Genomic DNA, 18,181 nt, shown 5'->3' on the forward strand with positions numbered 1-18,181 from the left:
CCAGAAGCTCCTGCAGAAGCGGGATCAGGGGAAGGTCAGGATCGGGCATGGCGTATCGGCCGAGATCGGCGGCCGCGACCCATTCCAGCGTCTGGCCTTCGCGTGGGGTGGGAACACCCCGCCAGCGGCGCACCACGTAAAGCGGCATCAGCAGATGGAACGGCCCGGCGTTTTCGCTGACGAAGGTGAAGGGCGCCAGACAGGCCCCGGACAGATCCAGTCCCAGTTCCTCGCGCATTTCCCGGATCAGCGCCTGTTCCGGCGTCTCATCCCGTTCGACCTTGCCGCCGGGGAACTCCCAAAGTCCCGCAAGACGCTTTCCTTCCGGACGCCTGGCGAGAAGGATCCGCCCCTGCACGTCGAGCAGGGCGGCCGCCACGACCAGCAATGTCCGGGGTTTGGGCGGTTCCGCGACGAAAGGGGTGACCTCAGCCGGGGGCGGAGCGGGGACCTCGACTGGTTCCTGCGTCTTTGTGAGGAACATGGCGCGCGGCAGTTCGAACAGATCGATCGGGCAGTCCTGTCCACGCGAGACGAACCGTCGGCTGGAGGTTCCCGTTTTCACAAAGCCGAGCTTTCCCAGAACCGCCGCTGACGCGACATTGTCCTGTGCGGCATCGGCCGTGATCTTTTCCAGACGCAGAACCGTCAGCCCCCATTCCACAACGCGCTGACCCGCCTGCGTGGTCAGGCCCTGGCCCCATTCCGTGGGGGCCAGCCAGTATCCGAGCGAGCCGGAACGCCGGTCATCGGAGAGCACGAGCGCGATCGCGCCCAGAAGCGCTCCGTCGCGGGTAATGGCGAAATGATGCGCACTGCCCTGCGCACTGTCGCGACGGGTGGAGTCGATCCACTGTTCCGCCAGTTCGCGGGGATAGGGGAAGGGCAGGCGACTGAGCATCCGGACGACGCTCCAGTCATTGATGAGACGATGGATGGCCGGGGCGTCACCCGGCTGCAGGGAGCGCAGGACGAGTCTCCCTGCCTTGAGTTCTGGTGTCATGTCAAGACGAAGACACCTGATCGCCCACGGGCTTGTCGGTCGGAACGCCACACCGGGCCAGAAGCCTGCGCAGCATGTTGATGACCGGGAAGACTTCCTGGTTGTGGTCGCCGCCCAGTTCGTTCCAGGCCGCCTGTTCCAGTTCCACGATGTCCCGGTCCTCTTTAAAGATCCGCTCCGTGAACGCGACGAGGAACGGCCAGGCAATGTCGAGAACCAGCTTTGCCTTCGGGCGGCGGATCGAGAGCAGCCCGAACACGCGGCAGGTCTTCTCTTCAGCATCCTGCGGCACGTACACGATCCAAAGATCCATGACCGGCGGCTCGTCACCGGTTGCGATGCGCAGCGTCTGGTACGGATATTCCGTCCGGATCGTCATGACGTCCTTGTGTGCGTATTTCTCGCTCGCGTCGCGACGCTCACCGAAGATGAACGTCTCCCCCCAGGGTTGCTTGCCACCGGTGCGGGCGAAGCTGTAGCGCGCCTCGACCAGCGTGGGCTCGTCCCTGCCGCCGAGGAAACGCGGCTTCATCTGGCCCATCTGCTTCATGTGCATGAACTGATGGTTCATATCCATCAGGTTTTCATGCATGAAACTGTAATGGCAGGCGACCGTCTCACCGAAACGGCGGGTCTTGTATTCGGGGTTGCCCACCGAACCCAACCGCGGAAACGGCGTGCTCTCGGCCTTTGCCGGATCGCCCGGGAAGATGAAGATCAGCCCGCCTTCCTCACGGCACGGATAGGTCCGCACGCCGTTGGGAAGCTTGCCCTTGCCCAGATACGGCACGTCGATGCAGCGGCCCGAACGGCCATAGGCCCAGCCGTGGTAGCAGCACTGGACCGCTTCACCACTGACCTTGCCGAGGCTGAGCGGAACCTGCCGGTGCGCGCAGCGGTCTTCCAGTGCGAATACGCTGCCGTCCATGGGGCGTACGAGCGCGATAGGCTGCCCGGCATAGCGTGTACCGATGGTCTTGCCGCGCTTGAGTTCGCGCGACCAGGCGACCGGGTACCAGTAGTCGGGGTTGGACAGAACGCGCCGGAGATCCCCGGTCTTGCGGACCACATCTTCCACGGGAGAATATTCACCGATATCCGGGGCAATGACCCGATCCGTGTCCGGAGATGTGCTTTCGGCAGCAGCAGAAGAGGCAGAAATAGTCTGCGACATGAGTATCCTGATCCGTGATGAAACCGCGACGTCGTCTTGTTGGGCATCAGCCTAACAGGCAAAGCCCCACCACAGGAAGAGATCATTCTTCACGGACGCAGCGCGTCTTTCCCGCAACATGCGGCACAAAAACCATCTTTTTCGTGTCATTGAAACATCATCTGGCAATGCTGGCGCTTTTCGGGCGATGCCGGCACGTTTAGGAGACCGCTTCCCAAAGTTCATAAATCACAGATTCCGGAGTTTCGGCCACGGTGCGAACCAGATCCCTGCTTTTTTCCTCCATCGCACTGTTTGCAGTCCGTCAGTCAGCCCTGGCCGCGGGGCACCAGCCTCTTCCGGCAGCCGAAGATGCGGCGCCGGTCACGGCCCATGCCCGCCCCCATGCGGCATCGCGCCATGCCGTAAATGCCACTCCGACTGCGGGAGCCCAAAATACGCCGACCCGGAACACGCCTGCCCTCCATAGGGCCGAGGCGCTGGAATCCCGTGCAATGGAAAGCGTCGCTGTTACCGGACGTCAGCTGACGGGCCGCGATGCCGAGCAGGCCGTCTCCAGGGCCATCATGCGCCAGTATGTCCCGGGAACCAGCGCTTACAAGATGCTGGACCGTACGCCGGGCGTGAGCTTCACCTCCACCGATCCGTTCGGAATCGACAGCTTCGGCGCCAATCTCTACGTCCGCGGCTTCTTCATGAACCAGATGGGCGTGACCGTGGATGGCGTTCCCCTGAACGACCAGACCTACCAGTCCGTCAGCGGTATGAGCCTCGCCTCCGCCATCATCCCCGATGATATCCAGTCCATGCGCATGTCGCAGGGCGCGGGCTCGGTCGAACTACCCTCGACCAACACGCTCGGCGGCACGATCCAGATCGGTTCGTCCGACCCGGATGACAAACGCGGCGGCAAAGTGAGCCAGTCTTTCGGCAGCTACGGCTCGTACCGGACCTATGTCCGCCTGGATTCCGGCAAGCTGAACCCGACCGGTACGAAGTTCTACACGTCCTACGCCCGCACCGATGAAGGCATGTGGATGGGCAGCGGCGACCAGTTCATGCAGCAGGTCGATGCCAAGCTCGTCCAGCCGATCAACGAACGCAGCCGCATGTCGGCCTTCTTCAACTGGTCCAGCCTGGCCCAGTGGAACTATCCGGACACATCCATCGGGATCCTGAAGAACCTCGGCTGGCGTACGCCGCATCTGTATCCGAACTACGCCCTGGCTTACGGTATCGCCAACGGTACGCGCTCCTATCCGGCGGGTTACGATAGCGTTCCGGGCATCGATGGCTCCAATATCGCAATGTATGACGGCGGTCAGGCCGAAACCAATTACATGGGCGGGCTGCATTTTGACCTCGCCCTGACCGATCACCTGACCTGGAACACCACGATCTACGGTCACAGCCAGACCGGCTATTACAGCTATACGGACTCGGATGATCCTTCGCCGAACGGCGCGCCGTTTTCCGAAGAAGTCTGGCAGAACCGTCAGGAGCGTTACGGCCTCGACACCAGCCTGCGCTACAAATGGGGGCGCCATACCTTCGAGGGCGGCGTCTGGTACGAGAACAACAACCAGCAGGCGGGGCTGTTCAATTACCAGCAGCCACTTTTGGGACAGGGTGCGCCGCTCAAGGCCGTTGGGCCCTATGACGTTTATGGTCCTGCCTTCCTCGAAGGATATAACTTCCAGTGGACCACGAACGTCATGCAGTTCCACCTTCAGGACAGCATCCAGCTTGCCCAGGGCCTGACGCTGCATGCCGGCTTCAAGTCCATGACCGCCACCACGTCCGGCGGCGCGCAGTATAACAATGCTGAATGGACGGGCGCCGATGCCCTGCCGAACGGCTCCCTGACGGCCTCACAGGCTTTCCTGCCACACGTCAATCTGGACTGGCACATCAACCGCCACCACGAGATCTATGTGGACGTGGCCGAGAACATGCGTGCCTATGAGGTCTCGGCGTATGGCGTGGCGAATTCGGTCTATTCCGTGCAGGATCAGGCGACATTCGAAGCCCAGAAGAAGTCTCTCGAGCCCTCAAAAGCCTGGGTCTATCTCGGCGGCTATCGCTATACGTCGAAATATCTTCAGGCGAACGCGACCGTCTATCATGCCAGCCTGATCCACCCGATCCTGGCCGCGGCCGTGGGCTCCCTGACCAATCCGGTCTCGCAGGTCATCGATTTCGGCCACATCTCCATGACGGGTGCGAACGGTGACATCACCCTCACGCCGATCAACGGCCTGAGCATCAGCAACAACCTGAGCTACAACAAGGGGACGTATGACCGGAATGTCGACACGGTCGGCGGTTATTACGCTCTGGCTGGCAAGAACATCGTCAACTACCCGGCCTGGATGTACAAGGCAGCGATTGCCTATAGCTGGAAGGGCATGACCGTGCATTTCGATGCGAACTACTACAGCCGCCGCTATTACAGCTTCATGAACGACACCTCGATCGGCGGCTACTGGCTCGCCAATGCGGGTGCGCAGTACCGTTTCGGAAAGCTCAGCGTCCTCAAGGACGTTACGGCAAGCTTCAACGTCTATAACCTGTTCAACACTAAATACATCTCCATGATGGGCGAGAACGACAACCCCGCTGTCGGCGATTACCAGTCCATGGAGCGTGGCGCCGTCCGCGAATTCTTCGGAACCATCAGCGCGTCGTTCTGAAGGCGCCCAGCAAAAAACGGCGGGGTCTGTGCCCGCCGTTTTTTGTTTCAAACCAACCGTTTTTCAGCCTTGCGGGATACCCAGTTCGGCACTCAGATCGCTGATGAACTGCGAGGCCACGCGACCCGAGCGGCTGCCTCGCGCCATGGCCCATTGCAGCGCTTTCCGGCGGAGTTCATCGCGTGGAACCGGCAGCTTGTAATAAGCCGCATACGCTTCGACGATCGCCAGATAATCGTCCTGCGTCGCACCATACAGGCCGATCCACAGACCGAACCGGTCCGAAAGCGAGACCTTTTCCTCAATGGCTTCGGACGGGTTGATCGCGCTGCCCGTCTCGTTCTCAATCATGTCCCGCGGCATCAGATGACGCCGGTTCGATGTCGCATAGATCAGGACGTTCTCGGGACGTCCGCCGATCCCTCCGTCCAGCACGGATTTGAGGGACTTGTAGTCCGCGTCCTGGCTCTCGAATGACAGGTCATCGCAGAACAGGATGCAGCGGCGTTTCGTGGTGCGCAGGACGGCAAGCAGTTTCGGCAGAGACGAAAGTTCGTCACGCTGGATCTCGATCAGCGTGAGTGTCCCGCCGCCCTTCGCCCGCTGCTCCTCGTTCACGGCCGCGACGGATGCCTTCACCAGTGAGGACTTGCCCATCCCGCGCGCGCCCCAGAGCATGACATTGTTCGCGCTGAAGCCTTCGGCGAAATGCCGCGTATTGGTCATGACCTGATCCATCTGCCGCTTCACGCCCTGAAGCAGTGACAGCGGCACACCCGAAACCTTCTCCACCGGTGTCAGAACGCCCAGAGCGGCCTGCCACAGAAAGGCGTCGTGTTTATGCAGGATGTCCGCACTTGGCGGGGGCGGGCTCATGCGCTCCAGACTGTCGGCAATACGTTCGAGAACACTGAGCAGGGCATGGTCGGTCATGGAAAACGGTCCCGGAACGAAAGGGGTTGAGATCAAAAGACATCGGCGCCGTGCTTGACGGGCAGCCCCCGGACGATATGGTCCCCGCCAGCTTCACTCAAGACTGGACCCTTACACCCATGAGCAGTCTGTTCATTTCTTCCGCCCAGGCCGCCGATGGTGGCGGTCTGCTTTCCAATCCGCAGGTGCTTCAGTTCGCCCCGATGATTTTCATCTTCGTGGTGTTCTATTTCCTGCTCATTCGTCCCCAGCAGCAGCGTGCCCGCAAGCTGCGTGACGAACAGGGTTCCCTGCGTCGTGGTGACCGGATCGTAACGGCAGGCGGCATCGTCGGCGTCGTGCAGGCGACCCGCGATGACAGCGATGAAGTGGACGTCGAGATCGCCCAGGGTGTGCGCGTGAAGGTCGTTCGCAGCACGATCACGAACATCATGCCGCGCGACAAGCCGACCAACGATTCCTGATCCGGTTTTCAAAAGACCCGTTCATGAAAAACGCCCCGCCCGGAAAGCCGGACGGGGCGTTTTTTTTATTTTGATGAACCCGGAAGGGATCAGGCAGACTTCAACTCGGCTTCCGCAAACTCGTAGTTGGCGAGCTTGTCCAGATAGTTCGTGATGTAGTCCGGACGACGGTTGCGGAAATCGAGGTAATAGGCGTGCTCCCAGACGTCGAGGCCCAGCAGCGCCTTGCCCTGACCTTCAGCCAGCGGGTTGGAGCCGTTTGCCGTCTTCGTGACAGCCAGCTTACCGGACTTGTCCAGCACCAGCCAGGCCCAGCCCGAACCGAACTGCGTCGTGGCAGCCTGCTTGAAGAGCTTCTTGAACTCTTCGACGGAACCGAAGTCTTCAGCGATCTTCTTTTCCAGACCGGTCGGGATCTGACCGCCCTTGGGGGACAGGTTCTTCCAGAACAGGATGTGGTTCCAGTGCTGGCCTGCATTGTTGAAGACCGGAGCGATCTCGGGCTTGCCGTAGGAGAACGCGATGATCTCCTCAAGCGTCTTGCCCGCCAGTTCCGGCTTGCTTTCCACGAAACCGTTCAGCGCCGTGACATAGGCCTGATGGTGCTTGTCGTGGTGCAGTTCCAGCGTTTCCTGGCACATGCCAGCGCCGGCGAGAGCGTTTTCCGCGTAGGGCAGGGGGGGAAGTTCGAAAGCCATGATGTCACTCCTTGGCACAATAAGACGAGGTGACCGCCTTCAGGGGCGACCGCTCCCGCATATCGTTCTCATTTATGGGGAAGATTGGCAACGCTGTGTTCCATCGCACCGATGAGGGCCGAGTAGTCCTCATTCGCATGCAGACGGTTCGAAAGGGCCAGCGCCTGATCGGCGACCGCCATGCCAGGCATGAAAGCGCCGACCTTGCGCCCGGCATCCAGCAGAAGCCCCATGTCCTTGGACATGAGACGGGTCGGGAACTGGGACGGAAACTCCCGGTTCTGTCCCATCTTCAGCTTGCGCTTGTGATGCGGGCTGACCACGGCCACCTGCTGAAGCGTGTCGAACACGACATCACGATCCAGTCCCGCGGCCAGTCCGTAAGAGACGCCTTCGGCGATGACGTTGAGCGTGGCGCCCATTACGCCGTTCACAACCAGCTTCAGCCGTGCAGCCGAACCGGCAGGCCCGGCATGGATCGTCAGCTTGCCGATGACGTCCAGCACCGGCTGCGCACGCTTGACCACGGCCTCGTCACCGCCCACGAGCATGACCAGATCGCCGGTCTCGGCTTCAGGCGTGCTGCCGGACATGGGGGCATCAAGCAGGGAAAACCCATGTTCGACAGCAAGGCTGGCAAAGGCGTCGGCCTGATCGGGGGAGACGGTGGAGGTATCGAGAACGAGCTTGCCGGGTGTCAGGGCCGCAAGCGCCCCGTTCTCGCCATGCAGGGATTCGTTTTCCGCCGCATCGTTGGGCACACAGAAAATGATGATCTCGGCCGCTTCGGCAATCGCACGGGGCGAGGGCAGCATTTCCGTTTCGTCCTTGCCGCCCGATGGAGCATAAGCCACCACCGGATACCCGGCTTTCCGAAGATTGGCTCCCATACGCTGGGCCATGGCGCCATAACCGATAAAACCGATCTTTGGACTGGACATGGAAACTGGCTCCTTGTGATGCGTTGCAACAGACTCACGCATCATAGGTGCCAGAGTTTCGCAGAGTCCGGAAATTGATCATGGCGCTTTTTCGCTATCCTCGCCCCCTGCCATCCGAAATCACGCCGAGGAACATGTATCTCTCGCGACGCAGCCTCATCGGCGGTGCGGCAGCGCTGGGCGCAGTTTCCGCAAGTGCTGACGCCGCAACACTCCAGACACATGTGGGGCCATATTCGGAGAACCTCACGCCTACGCCACACGAAGACGTGACGCATTACAACAACTTCTATGAATTCGGCATGGGCAAGGCTGACCCCGCGACTCAGTCGCAGGCTTTCCATCCTCTGCCGTGGACGCTCGAAATCACCGGCCTCGTTCGCAGGCCGGTCCGGCTGGATGTGGAGCAGCTACTGCGCTCCCCGGCGATAGAGGAACGAATCTACCGTATGCGCTGCGTGGAGGCATGGTCCATGGTCATTCCCTGGGACGGTATCCCCCTCGCCACGCTGCTGAAGGATGCCGATCCCGATCCCCGCGCCACGCATGTCGCCTTCGAAAGTATCCTGCGGCCCTCCGAAATGCCCGGCCAGACCGGAGCCCTGTCCGGCATCCAGTGGCCATATGTCGAAGGTCTGCGTCTGGATGAGGCCATGAACCCGCTGACCCTGCTGGCGCTCGGCATTTACGGTGAAACCCTGCCGAACCAGAACGGCGCGCCCCTGCGTCTGGTCGTCCCTTGGAAATATGGGTTCAAGGGGATCAAGTCGATCCAGCGCATCCGTCTGCTGGACCACGAGCCGCCGACGACGTGGAACAGGCTTGCTCCAGACGAATACGGCTTCTACGCCAACGTCAATCCGCAGGTCGATCATCCCCGCTGGAGTCAGGCGACCGAGCGGGTCATCGGCGCGCATTCCCTGTTTGGCGCCAAACGGCAGCCGACCCTGATGTTCAACGGTTACGGGGAGCAGGTCGCGGATCTTTATCGTGGCATGGATCTGCGGAAAAACTTCTGATGCCGGCACGCTCCATGCCTGCCGTTCCAGAGATACCCGGCGTCCTGAAACGGCACTGGCGCCTGGTTCTGTATCCGGTCGGCATGATTCCGGCAGTGTGGCTCGTCTGGCAGGGGCAGCACGGCGCGCTCGGCGCTGATCCGGTCAATGTTTTTGAACGCTCACTGGGTCTCTGGGCGTTCCGGTTCCTGCTGGCCTGCCTCGCCCTTGCGCCGCTGAGGCGCTTCACAGGCCTGAACCTGCTCCGATACCGGCGCCTGACCGGCCTGCTGGCGTTTTTCTATGCCAGTCTGCACCTGCTGGCCTATGTCGGCCTTGATCACGGCTTTGACTGGTTAGTCCTGTGGGCTGACATGACGCACCGCTATTTCATCATTCTGGGAATGAGTGCGCTCGTCCTGCTCATTCCGCTTGCCCTCACGTCCAATACCCTGTCCATGCGTCTGCTCAAGCGACGCTGGAAATTTCTGCACCGGCTGATCTATCCCGCAGCAATCCTGGCAGGCATCCACTTTTTCATGTCCTTCAAGACCCTGAACAGTGTGTCCGCTCCTTATCTCGCAGCCATGGCCCTGATTCTGCTGAGCCGTCTCCTGCCGCGTTCACAGACAGGAGACGGGATCTAGTCACAGGGCCGGCAGTCCGCTCAGGCTCTTGGCCGCAGGGCCGCGCGGATTTTTGGGGAAAGTTCCGTCAGGGCAGAGCGCCGCTGCGTCAGCATGTCAGCCGGGATGGGACGGGTCGGGAAGTGACATCCATCCGCCAGGAGCAGTCCGTCCGGCAGATGGGTGATTTCGCCGGGCCGGAAATCAAGCCGCGAAAGCGGAATTCCGCACGCCCCAAGGACGGCAATATGTGCACTGATTCCGAGCGTCAGGACCAGTTTGAGCCTGTGCATGTTCTGCAGTTCAGTACACAGGGCCGCGCTGCACTCCTCAAGTTCGGAAGGGAGTGCCAGTGGCTGGGGAGAGAGGGGCTGCATCACGGTGGTGATGCGCCCCACAATCGCGTCCGGCGATGCGGGCGCTGCATCGAAAACGATATTGTTGGCCCGCAGAAAGGAGGCCAGCGTCACCACGGCGTCTTCCGGATCGAGACATACGATCAGCATCTCGGCTGAAAGTGGCCCAATCCCTGACCGCCCCCCTTCCGAAGCGGGAAGAGGCGGCGGCGGGGAAGCGGTCGGTCCGGTAGAAGCCCGAGGTGTCATGAATCGCTGGTCTCGTCACTGTTGATGTCGGCGGGATGCCGGACAGGTCCCTGTCTGGGGGTATTGCGCGGTTCCGCCTGCCGGCGCGTGAACGAAGGCGCAATGTCGGCCAGTTCAACGAACAGGTCAGCCTGACGGCGCAGGTCGTCCCCGATCATGGGGGGCGTCGAGCGCATTGAGGAAATGACCGTGACCCGGACTCCGCGCGCCTGTACCGCTTCCACGGCGCGCCGCAGGTCGGAATCACCGCTTACGATCACGGCATGATCGAGGCGGCCGGCCTGCTCCAGAAGATCTACTGTCAGTTCGACATCCATGTTTCCCTTGATACGCCGTCTTCCTGAATGATCCGTAAACTCCCGGGCGTTTTTCAGTACGAGGTGATAGCCGTTATAGGCCAGCCAGTCGGTCAGGGGGCGAAGGGGGGAATAGTCGTCCGTCTCGGGCATTGCGGCGTAATAGAAGGCACGCTGGAAAAGGCACTGGCTTTCAAACAGGTTGCGCAGGCTGCGGAAGTCGACTTCAAACCCAAGATTGCGGGCTGCGTGATGGAGGCTGGCGCCGTCGATGAAAAGGGCTGTGCGTTCGTTCTGGCGCAGAAGCATAATGGTAATCCTGGTATGTAAAATATGTTTCCCTGTACGACAGGGGCAGAGGCTGCCGTCCAGCTGCGAACGAGCTTGGATGCACTCGGGTTCAGTTCTGGCGGGTTCAATTCCGGAGGCGCGGCAGGTGCGGATTGCAATCGCATGAACCGCATGTTATTGCCAGCGTTCTCTCTTAATTTATTCCAAAGTCTTACCCGAAGGGGGCCTGTCGCATGGCGCGCGTAACCGTCGAAGATTGCATCGAGAAGGTTCCTAACCGTTTCGAACTGGTTCTGCTTGCCGCACAGCGCGCGCGTGGCCTGTCGCGCGGTGAGGAAATCCGTCTGGATCGTGAAAACGACAAGAACACGGTCGTTGCCCTGCGCGAAATTGCCGAAGACAAGGTAAGTCTGCCGGCTCTGCGCGAGGGCATCATCCGTTCTCTGGCCCGTGCGCCGGAGCCGGAGCCCGTCGATGAGGAAGTGCTGGATCTCATCCCGACTGACCAGAACATCTTCGGTCTTCAGGATGTCTCCGCCGAGGAGGAGCACGCCCACATGGCAGAGAACATGTCTGCTGACGAGGCCGCCGCGATCGAAGCTGAACTGGGTGGCCGGGGTCGTCGCTGATTTCTGCCCAGGTCCACTGAAAGGGGGATATGCTTCATGCCTGATGCATCTTCCCCCACTGCGCCCCCGCCCGTAGCGAGCGGGGACTTCAAGCCGTCCATTGCCGGACTGCTCCGACGGATCGAAAGCTATGATCCGTCCGCCGATCTGACCCGGATTGAAGCCGCCTATGATGTCGCTGCCAATGCCCATAACGGGCAGCGCCGCGACAATGGCGATGCCTACATCACCCATCCCATCGCGGTTGCAAACATCCTTGCCGGTTTTCGTATGGATGCGACCTCGATCATGGTGGGTCTGCTTCACGATACCGTTGAAGATACGGGCGTTTCCTGCGACTCCCTGAAAGCCCGTTTCGGCGAGGACGTCGCAGCCCTCGTCGATGGCGTAACCAAACTTACCCGGCTTGAACTCCAGTCCGACCGTACCAAACAGGCCGAGAATTTTCGCAAGCTCGTTCTGGCCATGTCGCGGGATATCCGCGTTCTCATCGTCAAGCTGGCCGATCGTCTGCACAACATGCGCACGCTGCATTACGTGCAGCGGACCGACCGCCGGCAGCGTATCGCCCGCGAGACGATGGATATCTATGCGCCTCTGGCCGAGCGCATTGGCATGGATCGGGTCAAGACGGAGCTTCAGAACCTTTCCTTCGCCCAGCTCGAGCCCGAAGCCGATGCGACGATCCGTGCCCGCCTGAACTTCCTGCGGGGGCAGGGGGCGGACGTCATCGAGCAGGTCCGTCAGGAACTGATGGCCCTGTGCGCCGAAACCGGGATCGACAAGGTCGAAGTGACGGGGCGGGAGAAATCGCCCTATTCGATCTGGGAAAAAATGCAGCGCCGGAATGTGGCGTTCGAGCAGCTTTCGGACATCATGGCGTTCCGTCTGCTCGTTCCCACGCGCGACGCCTGCTACATGGCGCTTGGTGCGATCCATGGCGCCTATCCGATGATCGCCGGACGCTTCAAGGATTACATTTCCACGCCCAAGGCCAACGGATACCAGAGCCTTCATACCGGCGTGACCCTGCGTCATCCACGCAACCAGAAAATCGAGGTCCAGATCCGGACCGCCGAAATGCACGATCTGGCTGAAAACGGCGTGGCCTCGCACTGGGCCTATAAGGAACATGCAACGCCGAGCGAGCGCGAAGCCGCGGCCCTGTCGTCCGCGTTCGGCGCGCCGACCCGCAAGCTGCGCTGGGTTCAGGATCTGCTGGAAATCCTTGAGGACAGTCAGGCGCCTGACGAGTTTCTCGAAAACACCAAGCTCGAACTCTATCAGGACCAGGTTTTCTGCTTCACCCCCAAGGGGCAGCTGATTTCCCTGCCGCGCGGCGCAACGCCTGTCGATTTTGCTTATGCCGTGCACAGTCAGGTTGGCGATACCTGTGTGGGTGCGAAGGTCAATGGACGCCTGATGCCGCTGCGGCACGAGCTGCAGAACGGCGATCAGGTCGAGATCATGACGGCCCGTGGCGGCACGCCGTCCCCGTCCTGGGAGCGGTTCGTCGCAACCGGCAAGGCCCGTGCCCGTATCCGGCGTTTCGTGGCGCAGCAGCAGCGGCAGGGTCATCTGGACAACGGCCGTGCGGCCATCGCCAAGGCATTCCGCCAGGAAGGGGTGGACGGGTCTGAAAAAGTCCTTGACGGCATCCTCAAGGACCTACGTCAGGCCTCTGTGGAAGACCTGTATGTTTCGGTCGGAAACGGTCAGCTTGGTCCGAAGGATGTGGTCAATACGGCCTATCCGGAACTGCGTCAGAGCGTCCGTGCGCCGAGAATGGTGCCCGGTCTGTCGCCCCGTTTCGGCCAGTCCCTCATGCTCGGCGCCGGGCATGCCGGATCCAAGACTGCCACGACCCATTCGGGCAGTACGATCAAGGGAATCGGCTCGGGCATCGCCATCAGCTTTGCCGGCTGCTGCCGTCCGCTGCCGGGTGATCCGATCGTCGGGATCATCGCTCAGGGCAAAGGAGTCACGATCCATCGTCGTGGCTGCCAGAATCTGTCCGGTTTCGCCGATACGCCCGAGCGTTTCCTGGAAGTGGACTGGGACTACGAGGCCCTCGGCCGCCGTCAGGGCGCCGAACCCTATACGGCCCGGCTGTCGGTCGTGGCCGCCAATGAACCTGAGGTTCTTGCCACCCTCACCAACGTGGCCGCCAAGCACAATGGTAGTGTCATCAACCTCAAGATCGTGAACCGTCAGCTCGATTTCATGGAAATTCTGGTCGATCTTGAAGTGAAGGATCTGCGTCATCTCTCGTCCATGATCGCGGCGTTCCGGACGGCGGTGGGCGTCATGCAGGTCGAGCGGGCCAAGGGATGACGTCATGATCCTCGGCATGGGGGCGGACCTGTGCATGATTTCGCGCATTGAAAAAAGCGTCGAACGCTTTGGGGACCGTTTCCTGAATCGCGTTTTTACCGAAGCCGAGCGCGCCTATGTCGACCGCTTTACGGGGGCCGCGCGCATGGGAAGCTACGCCAAGCGCTGGGCGGCCAAGGAAGCCTGCGCCAAGGCTCTGGGCACAGGCTTCGCGAACGGGGTCATGCTTCAGGATATCGGAGTCTGCAATGGTCCGGCCGGAGCGCCGGAACTCCTGCTTTCAGGCGGGGCGGGAGAAGCCCTGAAGCGCCTGACCCCGCCAGGGCAGGGAGTCCAGCTTCTCGTCAGTATGAGCGATGATCCGCCCTTTGCCCTTGCGCAGGTCATCATACAATCCATCCCCCTGACGGGCGTACAGTCTGCCCCGCGAGCATCCGTCCGGATTGAACCGCTCGCCAATACCGCCAAGCTGCGTTAAGAGCGTCTCATGACCAAGGAGAACAGGCCCGTGCAGGGTTCAGAAAGTGCCGGCGACAAGCCCGCGCGCCGCGAAGAGACGCTTGGCGAGAGCATCCGCTATTTCTGCGTGTTGCTGCTGGCCGTATTTGCCGTGCGATCCCTCGTGGTGGAACCTTTCAACATCCCGTCCGGCTCGATGATCCCGACGCTTCAGATCGGCGATTTCGTTCTGGTTTCGAAGTTCAGCTACGGCTATTCGCGCTTCTCGTTCCCGTTCTCGCTAAATATCTTCAGCGGCCGGATTTTCGGCTCCGAGCCTCATCGCGGCGACGTTGCGGTCTTCCGTTTCACGCGTGATACGTCCGTGGACTATATCAAGCGCATCATCGGCCTGCCCGGCGACCACATTCAGGTCACAGGCGGCAAGCTGATCCTCAATGGTATCGAAGTCCCCCGCACGGCGCTCGGTCACTACGAAGTGCTGGACGAGAACAACCGTCTTCTCAGCGGTGAGCGCTATCGCGAGAGCCTTCCGGGAAGTGCGGGCCGTCCCGCCGTCGAACATGACATCCTCAAACTGACGGATGAGGGATTTGCCAACGACACGCCCGAATATGTCGTGCCGGAGGGCTCTTTCTTCGCCATGGGCGATGATCGTGACGACAGTGCCGACAGCCGCTTTCAGGGCGATGGTCCGGATGATCTCGGCTTTGTCCCGATGCAGAACCTTGTCGGTCGCGCGCCCATTGTCCTGTTCTCCATGGATATGCGTCATCCTGCCTGGCAGTTCTGGTACTGGCCGACCGAGATCCGCTGGAACCGTTTCCTGCATTTCGTCAGATGAAACTTTCCCACACAGAAGCCCTTGCCTCGATGCAGGTCGCCCTGAGGCATAATTTCAAGAAGCCCGAACTGCTGAGTGAGGCGCTGACGCATCGTTCCGCCGTGTCGGGGCGCGATCCCCGTCGTGCCCGCCGGAACCAGCGCCCCAAAGGTAGCGGATCGAACGAGCGCCTCGAATTCATTGGCGATCGCGTCCTCGGCCTGCTGATGGCCGAATGGCTGCTGGAGCGGTATCCGGACGAGCAGGAAGGCGCGCTCGGTCCCCGTCACGCCCATCTGGTATCACGGACCGTGCTGGCCGAGATTGCCGATCAGGTCGGTCTTTCGGCCTCGCTCCAGATTTCCCCGCATGAGGAAGATGCCGGTATCCGGCGTCTGTCCAGCATTCGTGCGGATGCGATGGAAGCCCTTCTTGGCGCGCTGTATCTCGATGGCGGTCTGGAACCGGCCCGCCGTGTGGTGCACCAGTACTGGCAGTCCCGCATCGAAAGCGCCGACCGCCCTCACAAGGAGCCCAAGACGCTGCTGCAGGAATACATGCTCTCGCAGGGGCTGCCGCTTCCGCATTACGAACTCCTGTCTTCGGACGGTCCGTCACATGCGCCGGTCTTTCGCGTCAGCGTCACGACCATGGGGCATACGGGAACGGGAGAAGCCGGCAGCAAGAGGCTGGCAGAAAGCGCAGCGGCAACCGCCCTGCTGAAACACCTCGGTCAGAATGTGGCGTCCTGAGATGTCATCAACAAAGGATCAGAACATGACCACGCGCTGCGGTTTCGTGGCTCTCGTCGGCGCCCCGAACGCGGGGAAATCCACCCTGCTCAACCGGATTGCCGGAGCCAAGCTGTCCATCGTCAGCCCCAAGGCCCAGACGACCCGTTTCAGGACGCTCGGCATCGTCATGCAGGACAATGCCCAGATCATTCTCGTGGACCTGCCCGGCATCTTCAAGCCGCGCCGCCGCCTCGACCGGGCGATGGTCAACGCGGCCTGGTCCGGCTCCCAGGATGCGGATCTGACCCTGCTGCTGGTGGATGCAAAATCCGGCCTGCGCGAGGACGTCCGCGAGATCATCGCCAAGCTGGCCGAAAGCAGGAACCGCATCTGGCTCGTTCTGAACAAGACGGACCTCGTCGAGCGCGGTGAACTCCTGCCCCTGACGCAGGAAATCAGCGGGCTCATCAATGTCGAGCATGTCTTCATGCTGAGCGCCCGTTCGGGCGAAGGTGTGAGCGATCTGATGGCCCGTCTGGCCGCCGAACTGCCCGAAGGTCCTTTCCTCTATCCCGAAGACGACCTGACGGACCTGCCCGACCGGTTGCTCGCCGCCGAACTGGTCCGCGAACAGATTTTCATGCAGACGCACGAGGAAATCCCCTATCAGGCCACCGTCGAGACCGAGAGCTTCAAGGAGCGTCCGGACGGATCGGTGCGGATCGAGGTGACGATCTATGTCTCCCGTCCCGGGCACAAGGCCATCCTGATCGGCGAGGGCGGCCACAAGATCAAGTCCCTCGGCGCACGGGCGCGGATGGAGCTTCAGGAGCTTCTGGATCGCAAGTGCCATCTGTTCCTGAACGTCAAGGAGCGGGCGGGATGGGACGAGGAAAAGGCCCGGCTGCGCGCCATTGGCCTGGACGACTGAAAAAGACAGGTGCCGGAGCGTTTGAAATCCGTCATCCTGACATCGCTTGTTCCAATCCCGCCACGTCTGTATGACAGGCGCACGTCAAGACACATCCAGCCAGAGACGGGCATGATGACCGAAAATCGAGAACGGAGCCCCTCCTACAAACGCGTCCTGCTCAAGGTGTCCGGTGAGGCACTCATGGGCGACGGACCGTCAGGGGTAGACCCCGTAATGGTGGACATGGTTGCCGCCGACATCGCCGATGTGGTGGCTTCCGGAGTGGAAGTCTGTCTCGTCGTCGGCGGTGGCAACATTTTCCGCGGCCTTGCGGCCGCAGCCAAGGGCATGGACCGTGCGCAGGGTGACTATGCCGGCATGCTGGCCACTGTCATCAACGCGCTGATGCTGCAGAACGCGCTTGAGCGTCGCGGCATGGAAACGCGCGTCATGACCGCGATCCAGATGGCCGCCATTGCCGAGCCCTATATCCGTCGCCGCGCCGTGCGACACATGGAAAAGGGCCGCGTTGTCATTTTCGCAGCCGGCACCGGCAATCCGTTCTTTACGACGGATACTGCCGCTGCCCTGCGCGCCAACGAGATGGAGTGCGATGCGCTTTTCAAGGGCACGCAGGTGGACGGTGTCTATTCAGCCGACCCGCGCCGCAACCCGGACGCCCAGCGTTATGACCAGTTGACCTATCTTGAGGTTCTGGCTCGTGATCTGAACGTCATGGATGCCGCGGCCATTAGCCTGGCGCGTGAAAACAGATTGCCCATCGTGGTCTTCAACATGCATGCTCCCGGCTCCTTCGGAGCCGTGATGCGTGGAGAAGGGCTCTTCACCAGGATTATCGAAGCGGACTGATCTCCGCATTTTCAACGAAATCGTCAGGCTCTCTCCTGAAAGCCACGTCGAACTGAAAGGAACAGTTCATGCCCGCTGCCCTGAATGACCTTCTCGCCGATCTGACCCGCCGTATGGACGGTGCGATCGAAAGCCTGCGTCGGGACCTTTCCGGCCTGCGTTCGGGCCGGGCCAGCCCGAACCTTCTGGAGCCGGTGCGCGTCGAAGCCTATGGCTCGGAAGTTCCGCTGTCGCAGGTCGGTTCCATCGCCGTTCCCGAAGCCCGCATGCTGACGGTGTCCGTCTGGGACCGCACGGTTGTCGGTGCTGTCGAGCGTGCCATCCGGGACAGCGGCCTTGGTCTCAATCCGTCCACGGACGGTCAGACGGTCCGCGTTCCCATCCCGGCTCTGACCGAAGAGCGCCGCAATGAACTGGCCCGCGCTGCCAGCCGTTATGCCGAGAACGGCAAGATTTCCGTGCGTGGCGTGCGTCGTGATGGCATGGAGCAGACCAAGGCTCTGGAAAAGAAGAGCGACATCAGTCAGGACGACATGAAGACCTGGACCGATGCCATCCAGAAGCTGACGGACCAGTATATCAAGAAAGTGGACGATATTTTCGCAGACAAAGAACGCGAAATCAAACAGGTCTGATTGCTCATTTGTCTGTAGGATCTTTTCCCCGTCCCGATCGTGTCGTCTCGTCTTCCTCCGGC

Annotated in this window: 19 protein-coding genes; 12 read left to right on the forward strand and 7 right to left on the reverse strand. The window is 61.2% G+C overall.

The window, feature by feature from the left end; translation table 11 throughout:
* Window positions 1-1,003 (reverse strand): bifunctional GNAT family N-acetyltransferase/(deoxy)nucleoside triphosphate pyrophosphohydrolase (locus tag GFJ39_RS09730; protein ID WP_153431153.1); only part of this gene is annotated, 1,003 nt, incomplete at its 3' end.
* Between the two features lies 1 nt (window position 1,004).
* Window positions 1,005-2,177: an aromatic ring-hydroxylating oxygenase subunit alpha gene (locus GFJ39_RS09735; protein ID WP_153431154.1), complete on the reverse strand. Its 1,173-nt coding sequence runs from the start codon at window positions 2,175-2,177 to the stop codon at window positions 1,005-1,007.
* A gap of 254 nt (window positions 2,178-2,431) precedes the next feature.
* On the opposite strand from GFJ39_RS09735, the gene GFJ39_RS09740 reads away from it, so the two are divergent.
* Entirely contained in the window at window positions 2,432-4,870 is a 2,439-nt protein-coding gene (locus GFJ39_RS09740) for a TonB-dependent receptor (protein WP_325062905.1), read from the forward strand.
* Between the two features lie 63 nt (window positions 4,871-4,933).
* Here GFJ39_RS09740 and GFJ39_RS09745 read toward each other — a convergent pair whose 3' ends face one another.
* A complete protein-coding gene (locus tag GFJ39_RS09745) occupies window positions 4,934-5,803 on the reverse strand; it encodes an ATP-binding protein (protein WP_153431155.1) in 870 nt (289 codons plus the stop codon).
* Between the two features lie 119 nt (window positions 5,804-5,922).
* Between GFJ39_RS09745 and yajC the strand changes: the two genes are divergently transcribed.
* Window positions 5,923-6,267: a preprotein translocase subunit YajC gene (gene yajC, locus GFJ39_RS09750; protein ID WP_153431156.1), complete on the forward strand. Its 345-nt coding sequence runs from the start codon at window positions 5,923-5,925 to the stop codon at window positions 6,265-6,267.
* Window positions 6,268-6,356: 89 nt separating this feature from the next.
* On the opposite strand, the gene GFJ39_RS09755 is transcribed toward yajC, so the two are convergent.
* Together GFJ39_RS09755 and GFJ39_RS09760 are read right to left on the reverse strand one after the other, a co-directional pair.
* Entirely contained in the window at window positions 6,357-6,965 is a 609-nt protein-coding gene (locus tag GFJ39_RS09755; protein ID WP_011253320.1) for a superoxide dismutase, read from the reverse strand.
* A 68-nt stretch (window positions 6,966-7,033) separates the two neighbouring features.
* On the reverse strand, window positions 7,034-7,906 hold the full coding sequence (locus GFJ39_RS09760) for an NAD(P)-dependent oxidoreductase (RefSeq protein ID WP_011253321.1): 873 nt from the start codon (window positions 7,904-7,906) through the stop codon (window positions 7,034-7,036).
* Between the two features lie 80 nt (window positions 7,907-7,986).
* Between GFJ39_RS09760 and msrP the strand changes: the two genes are divergently transcribed.
* Both msrP and msrQ read left to right on the forward strand, forming a co-directional pair.
* Window positions 7,987-8,925: a protein-methionine-sulfoxide reductase catalytic subunit MsrP gene (gene msrP / locus GFJ39_RS09765; RefSeq protein ID WP_153431157.1), complete on the forward strand. Its 939-nt coding sequence runs from the start codon at window positions 7,987-7,989 to the stop codon at window positions 8,923-8,925.
* Window positions 8,925-9,551, forward strand: coding sequence for a protein-methionine-sulfoxide reductase heme-binding subunit MsrQ (msrQ, locus tag GFJ39_RS09770; protein ID WP_153431158.1), 627 nt, complete (start codon window positions 8,925-8,927; stop codon window positions 9,549-9,551). The genes msrP and msrQ overlap by 1 nt, the downstream gene beginning before the upstream one ends.
* A gap of 20 nt (window positions 9,552-9,571) precedes the next feature.
* On the opposite strand, the gene GFJ39_RS09775 is transcribed toward msrQ, so the two are convergent.
* Entirely contained in the window at window positions 9,572-10,036 is a 465-nt protein-coding gene (locus GFJ39_RS09775) for a uracil-DNA glycosylase family protein (protein WP_228391888.1), read from the reverse strand.
* Between the two features lie 95 nt (window positions 10,037-10,131).
* Window positions 10,132-10,740, reverse strand: a complete 609-nt coding sequence (locus GFJ39_RS09780) for a LabA-like NYN domain-containing protein (protein WP_153431160.1) — start codon at window positions 10,738-10,740, stop codon at window positions 10,132-10,134.
* Window positions 10,741-10,955: 215 nt separating this feature from the next.
* Here GFJ39_RS09780 and rpoZ point away from each other — a divergent pair, with 215 nt between their 5' ends.
* The 8 genes from rpoZ (at window position 10,956) to frr (ending at window position 18,119) form a co-directional block, all read left to right on the forward strand.
* Window positions 10,956-11,351: a DNA-directed RNA polymerase subunit omega gene (rpoZ, locus tag GFJ39_RS09785; RefSeq protein ID WP_153431161.1), complete on the forward strand. Its 396-nt coding sequence runs from the start codon at window positions 10,956-10,958 to the stop codon at window positions 11,349-11,351.
* Window positions 11,352-11,387: 36 nt separating this feature from the next.
* Window positions 11,388-13,685 (forward strand): RelA/SpoT family protein, encoded by a 2,298-nt coding sequence (locus tag GFJ39_RS09790; protein WP_153431162.1) that lies wholly within the window; start codon window positions 11,388-11,390, stop codon window positions 13,683-13,685.
* 4 nt (window positions 13,686-13,689) lie between these two features.
* A complete protein-coding gene (acpS, locus tag GFJ39_RS09795) occupies window positions 13,690-14,163 on the forward strand; it encodes a holo-ACP synthase (protein ID WP_153431163.1) in 474 nt (157 codons plus the stop codon).
* A gap of 9 nt (window positions 14,164-14,172) precedes the next feature.
* Window positions 14,173-14,988 (forward strand): signal peptidase I, encoded by an 816-nt coding sequence (gene lepB, locus GFJ39_RS09800; RefSeq protein WP_153431164.1) that lies wholly within the window; start codon window positions 14,173-14,175, stop codon window positions 14,986-14,988.
* The gene (rnc, locus tag GFJ39_RS09805; RefSeq protein WP_153431165.1) at window positions 14,985-15,719 is read left to right on the forward strand and encodes a ribonuclease III; all 735 of its coding nucleotides are present in this window, start codon (window positions 14,985-14,987) and stop codon (window positions 15,717-15,719) included. Before lepB ends, rnc begins: the two co-directional genes overlap by 4 nt.
* Before the next feature lie 25 nt (window positions 15,720-15,744).
* Window positions 15,745-16,632 carry a GTPase Era gene (gene era, locus GFJ39_RS09810; protein WP_153431166.1) on the forward strand — a complete coding sequence of 296 codons (888 nt, stop codon included), beginning with the start codon at window positions 15,745-15,747 and terminating at the stop codon, window positions 16,630-16,632.
* A 111-nt stretch (window positions 16,633-16,743) separates the two neighbouring features.
* The gene (gene pyrH, locus GFJ39_RS09815) at window positions 16,744-17,484 is read left to right on the forward strand and encodes a UMP kinase (protein ID WP_407645883.1); all 741 of its coding nucleotides are present in this window, start codon (window positions 16,744-16,746) and stop codon (window positions 17,482-17,484) included.
* Between the two features lie 68 nt (window positions 17,485-17,552).
* Window positions 17,553-18,119, forward strand: a complete 567-nt coding sequence (frr, locus tag GFJ39_RS09820) for a ribosome recycling factor (RefSeq protein ID WP_153431167.1) — start codon at window positions 17,553-17,555, stop codon at window positions 18,117-18,119.
* Window positions 18,120-18,181: the final 62 nt, after the last annotated feature.

The sequence above is a fragment of the Gluconobacter aidae genome (assembly GCF_009547075.1).
In the GTDB taxonomy this organism is placed as follows: Bacteria; Pseudomonadota; Alphaproteobacteria; order Acetobacterales; family Acetobacteraceae; genus Gluconobacter; species Gluconobacter aidae.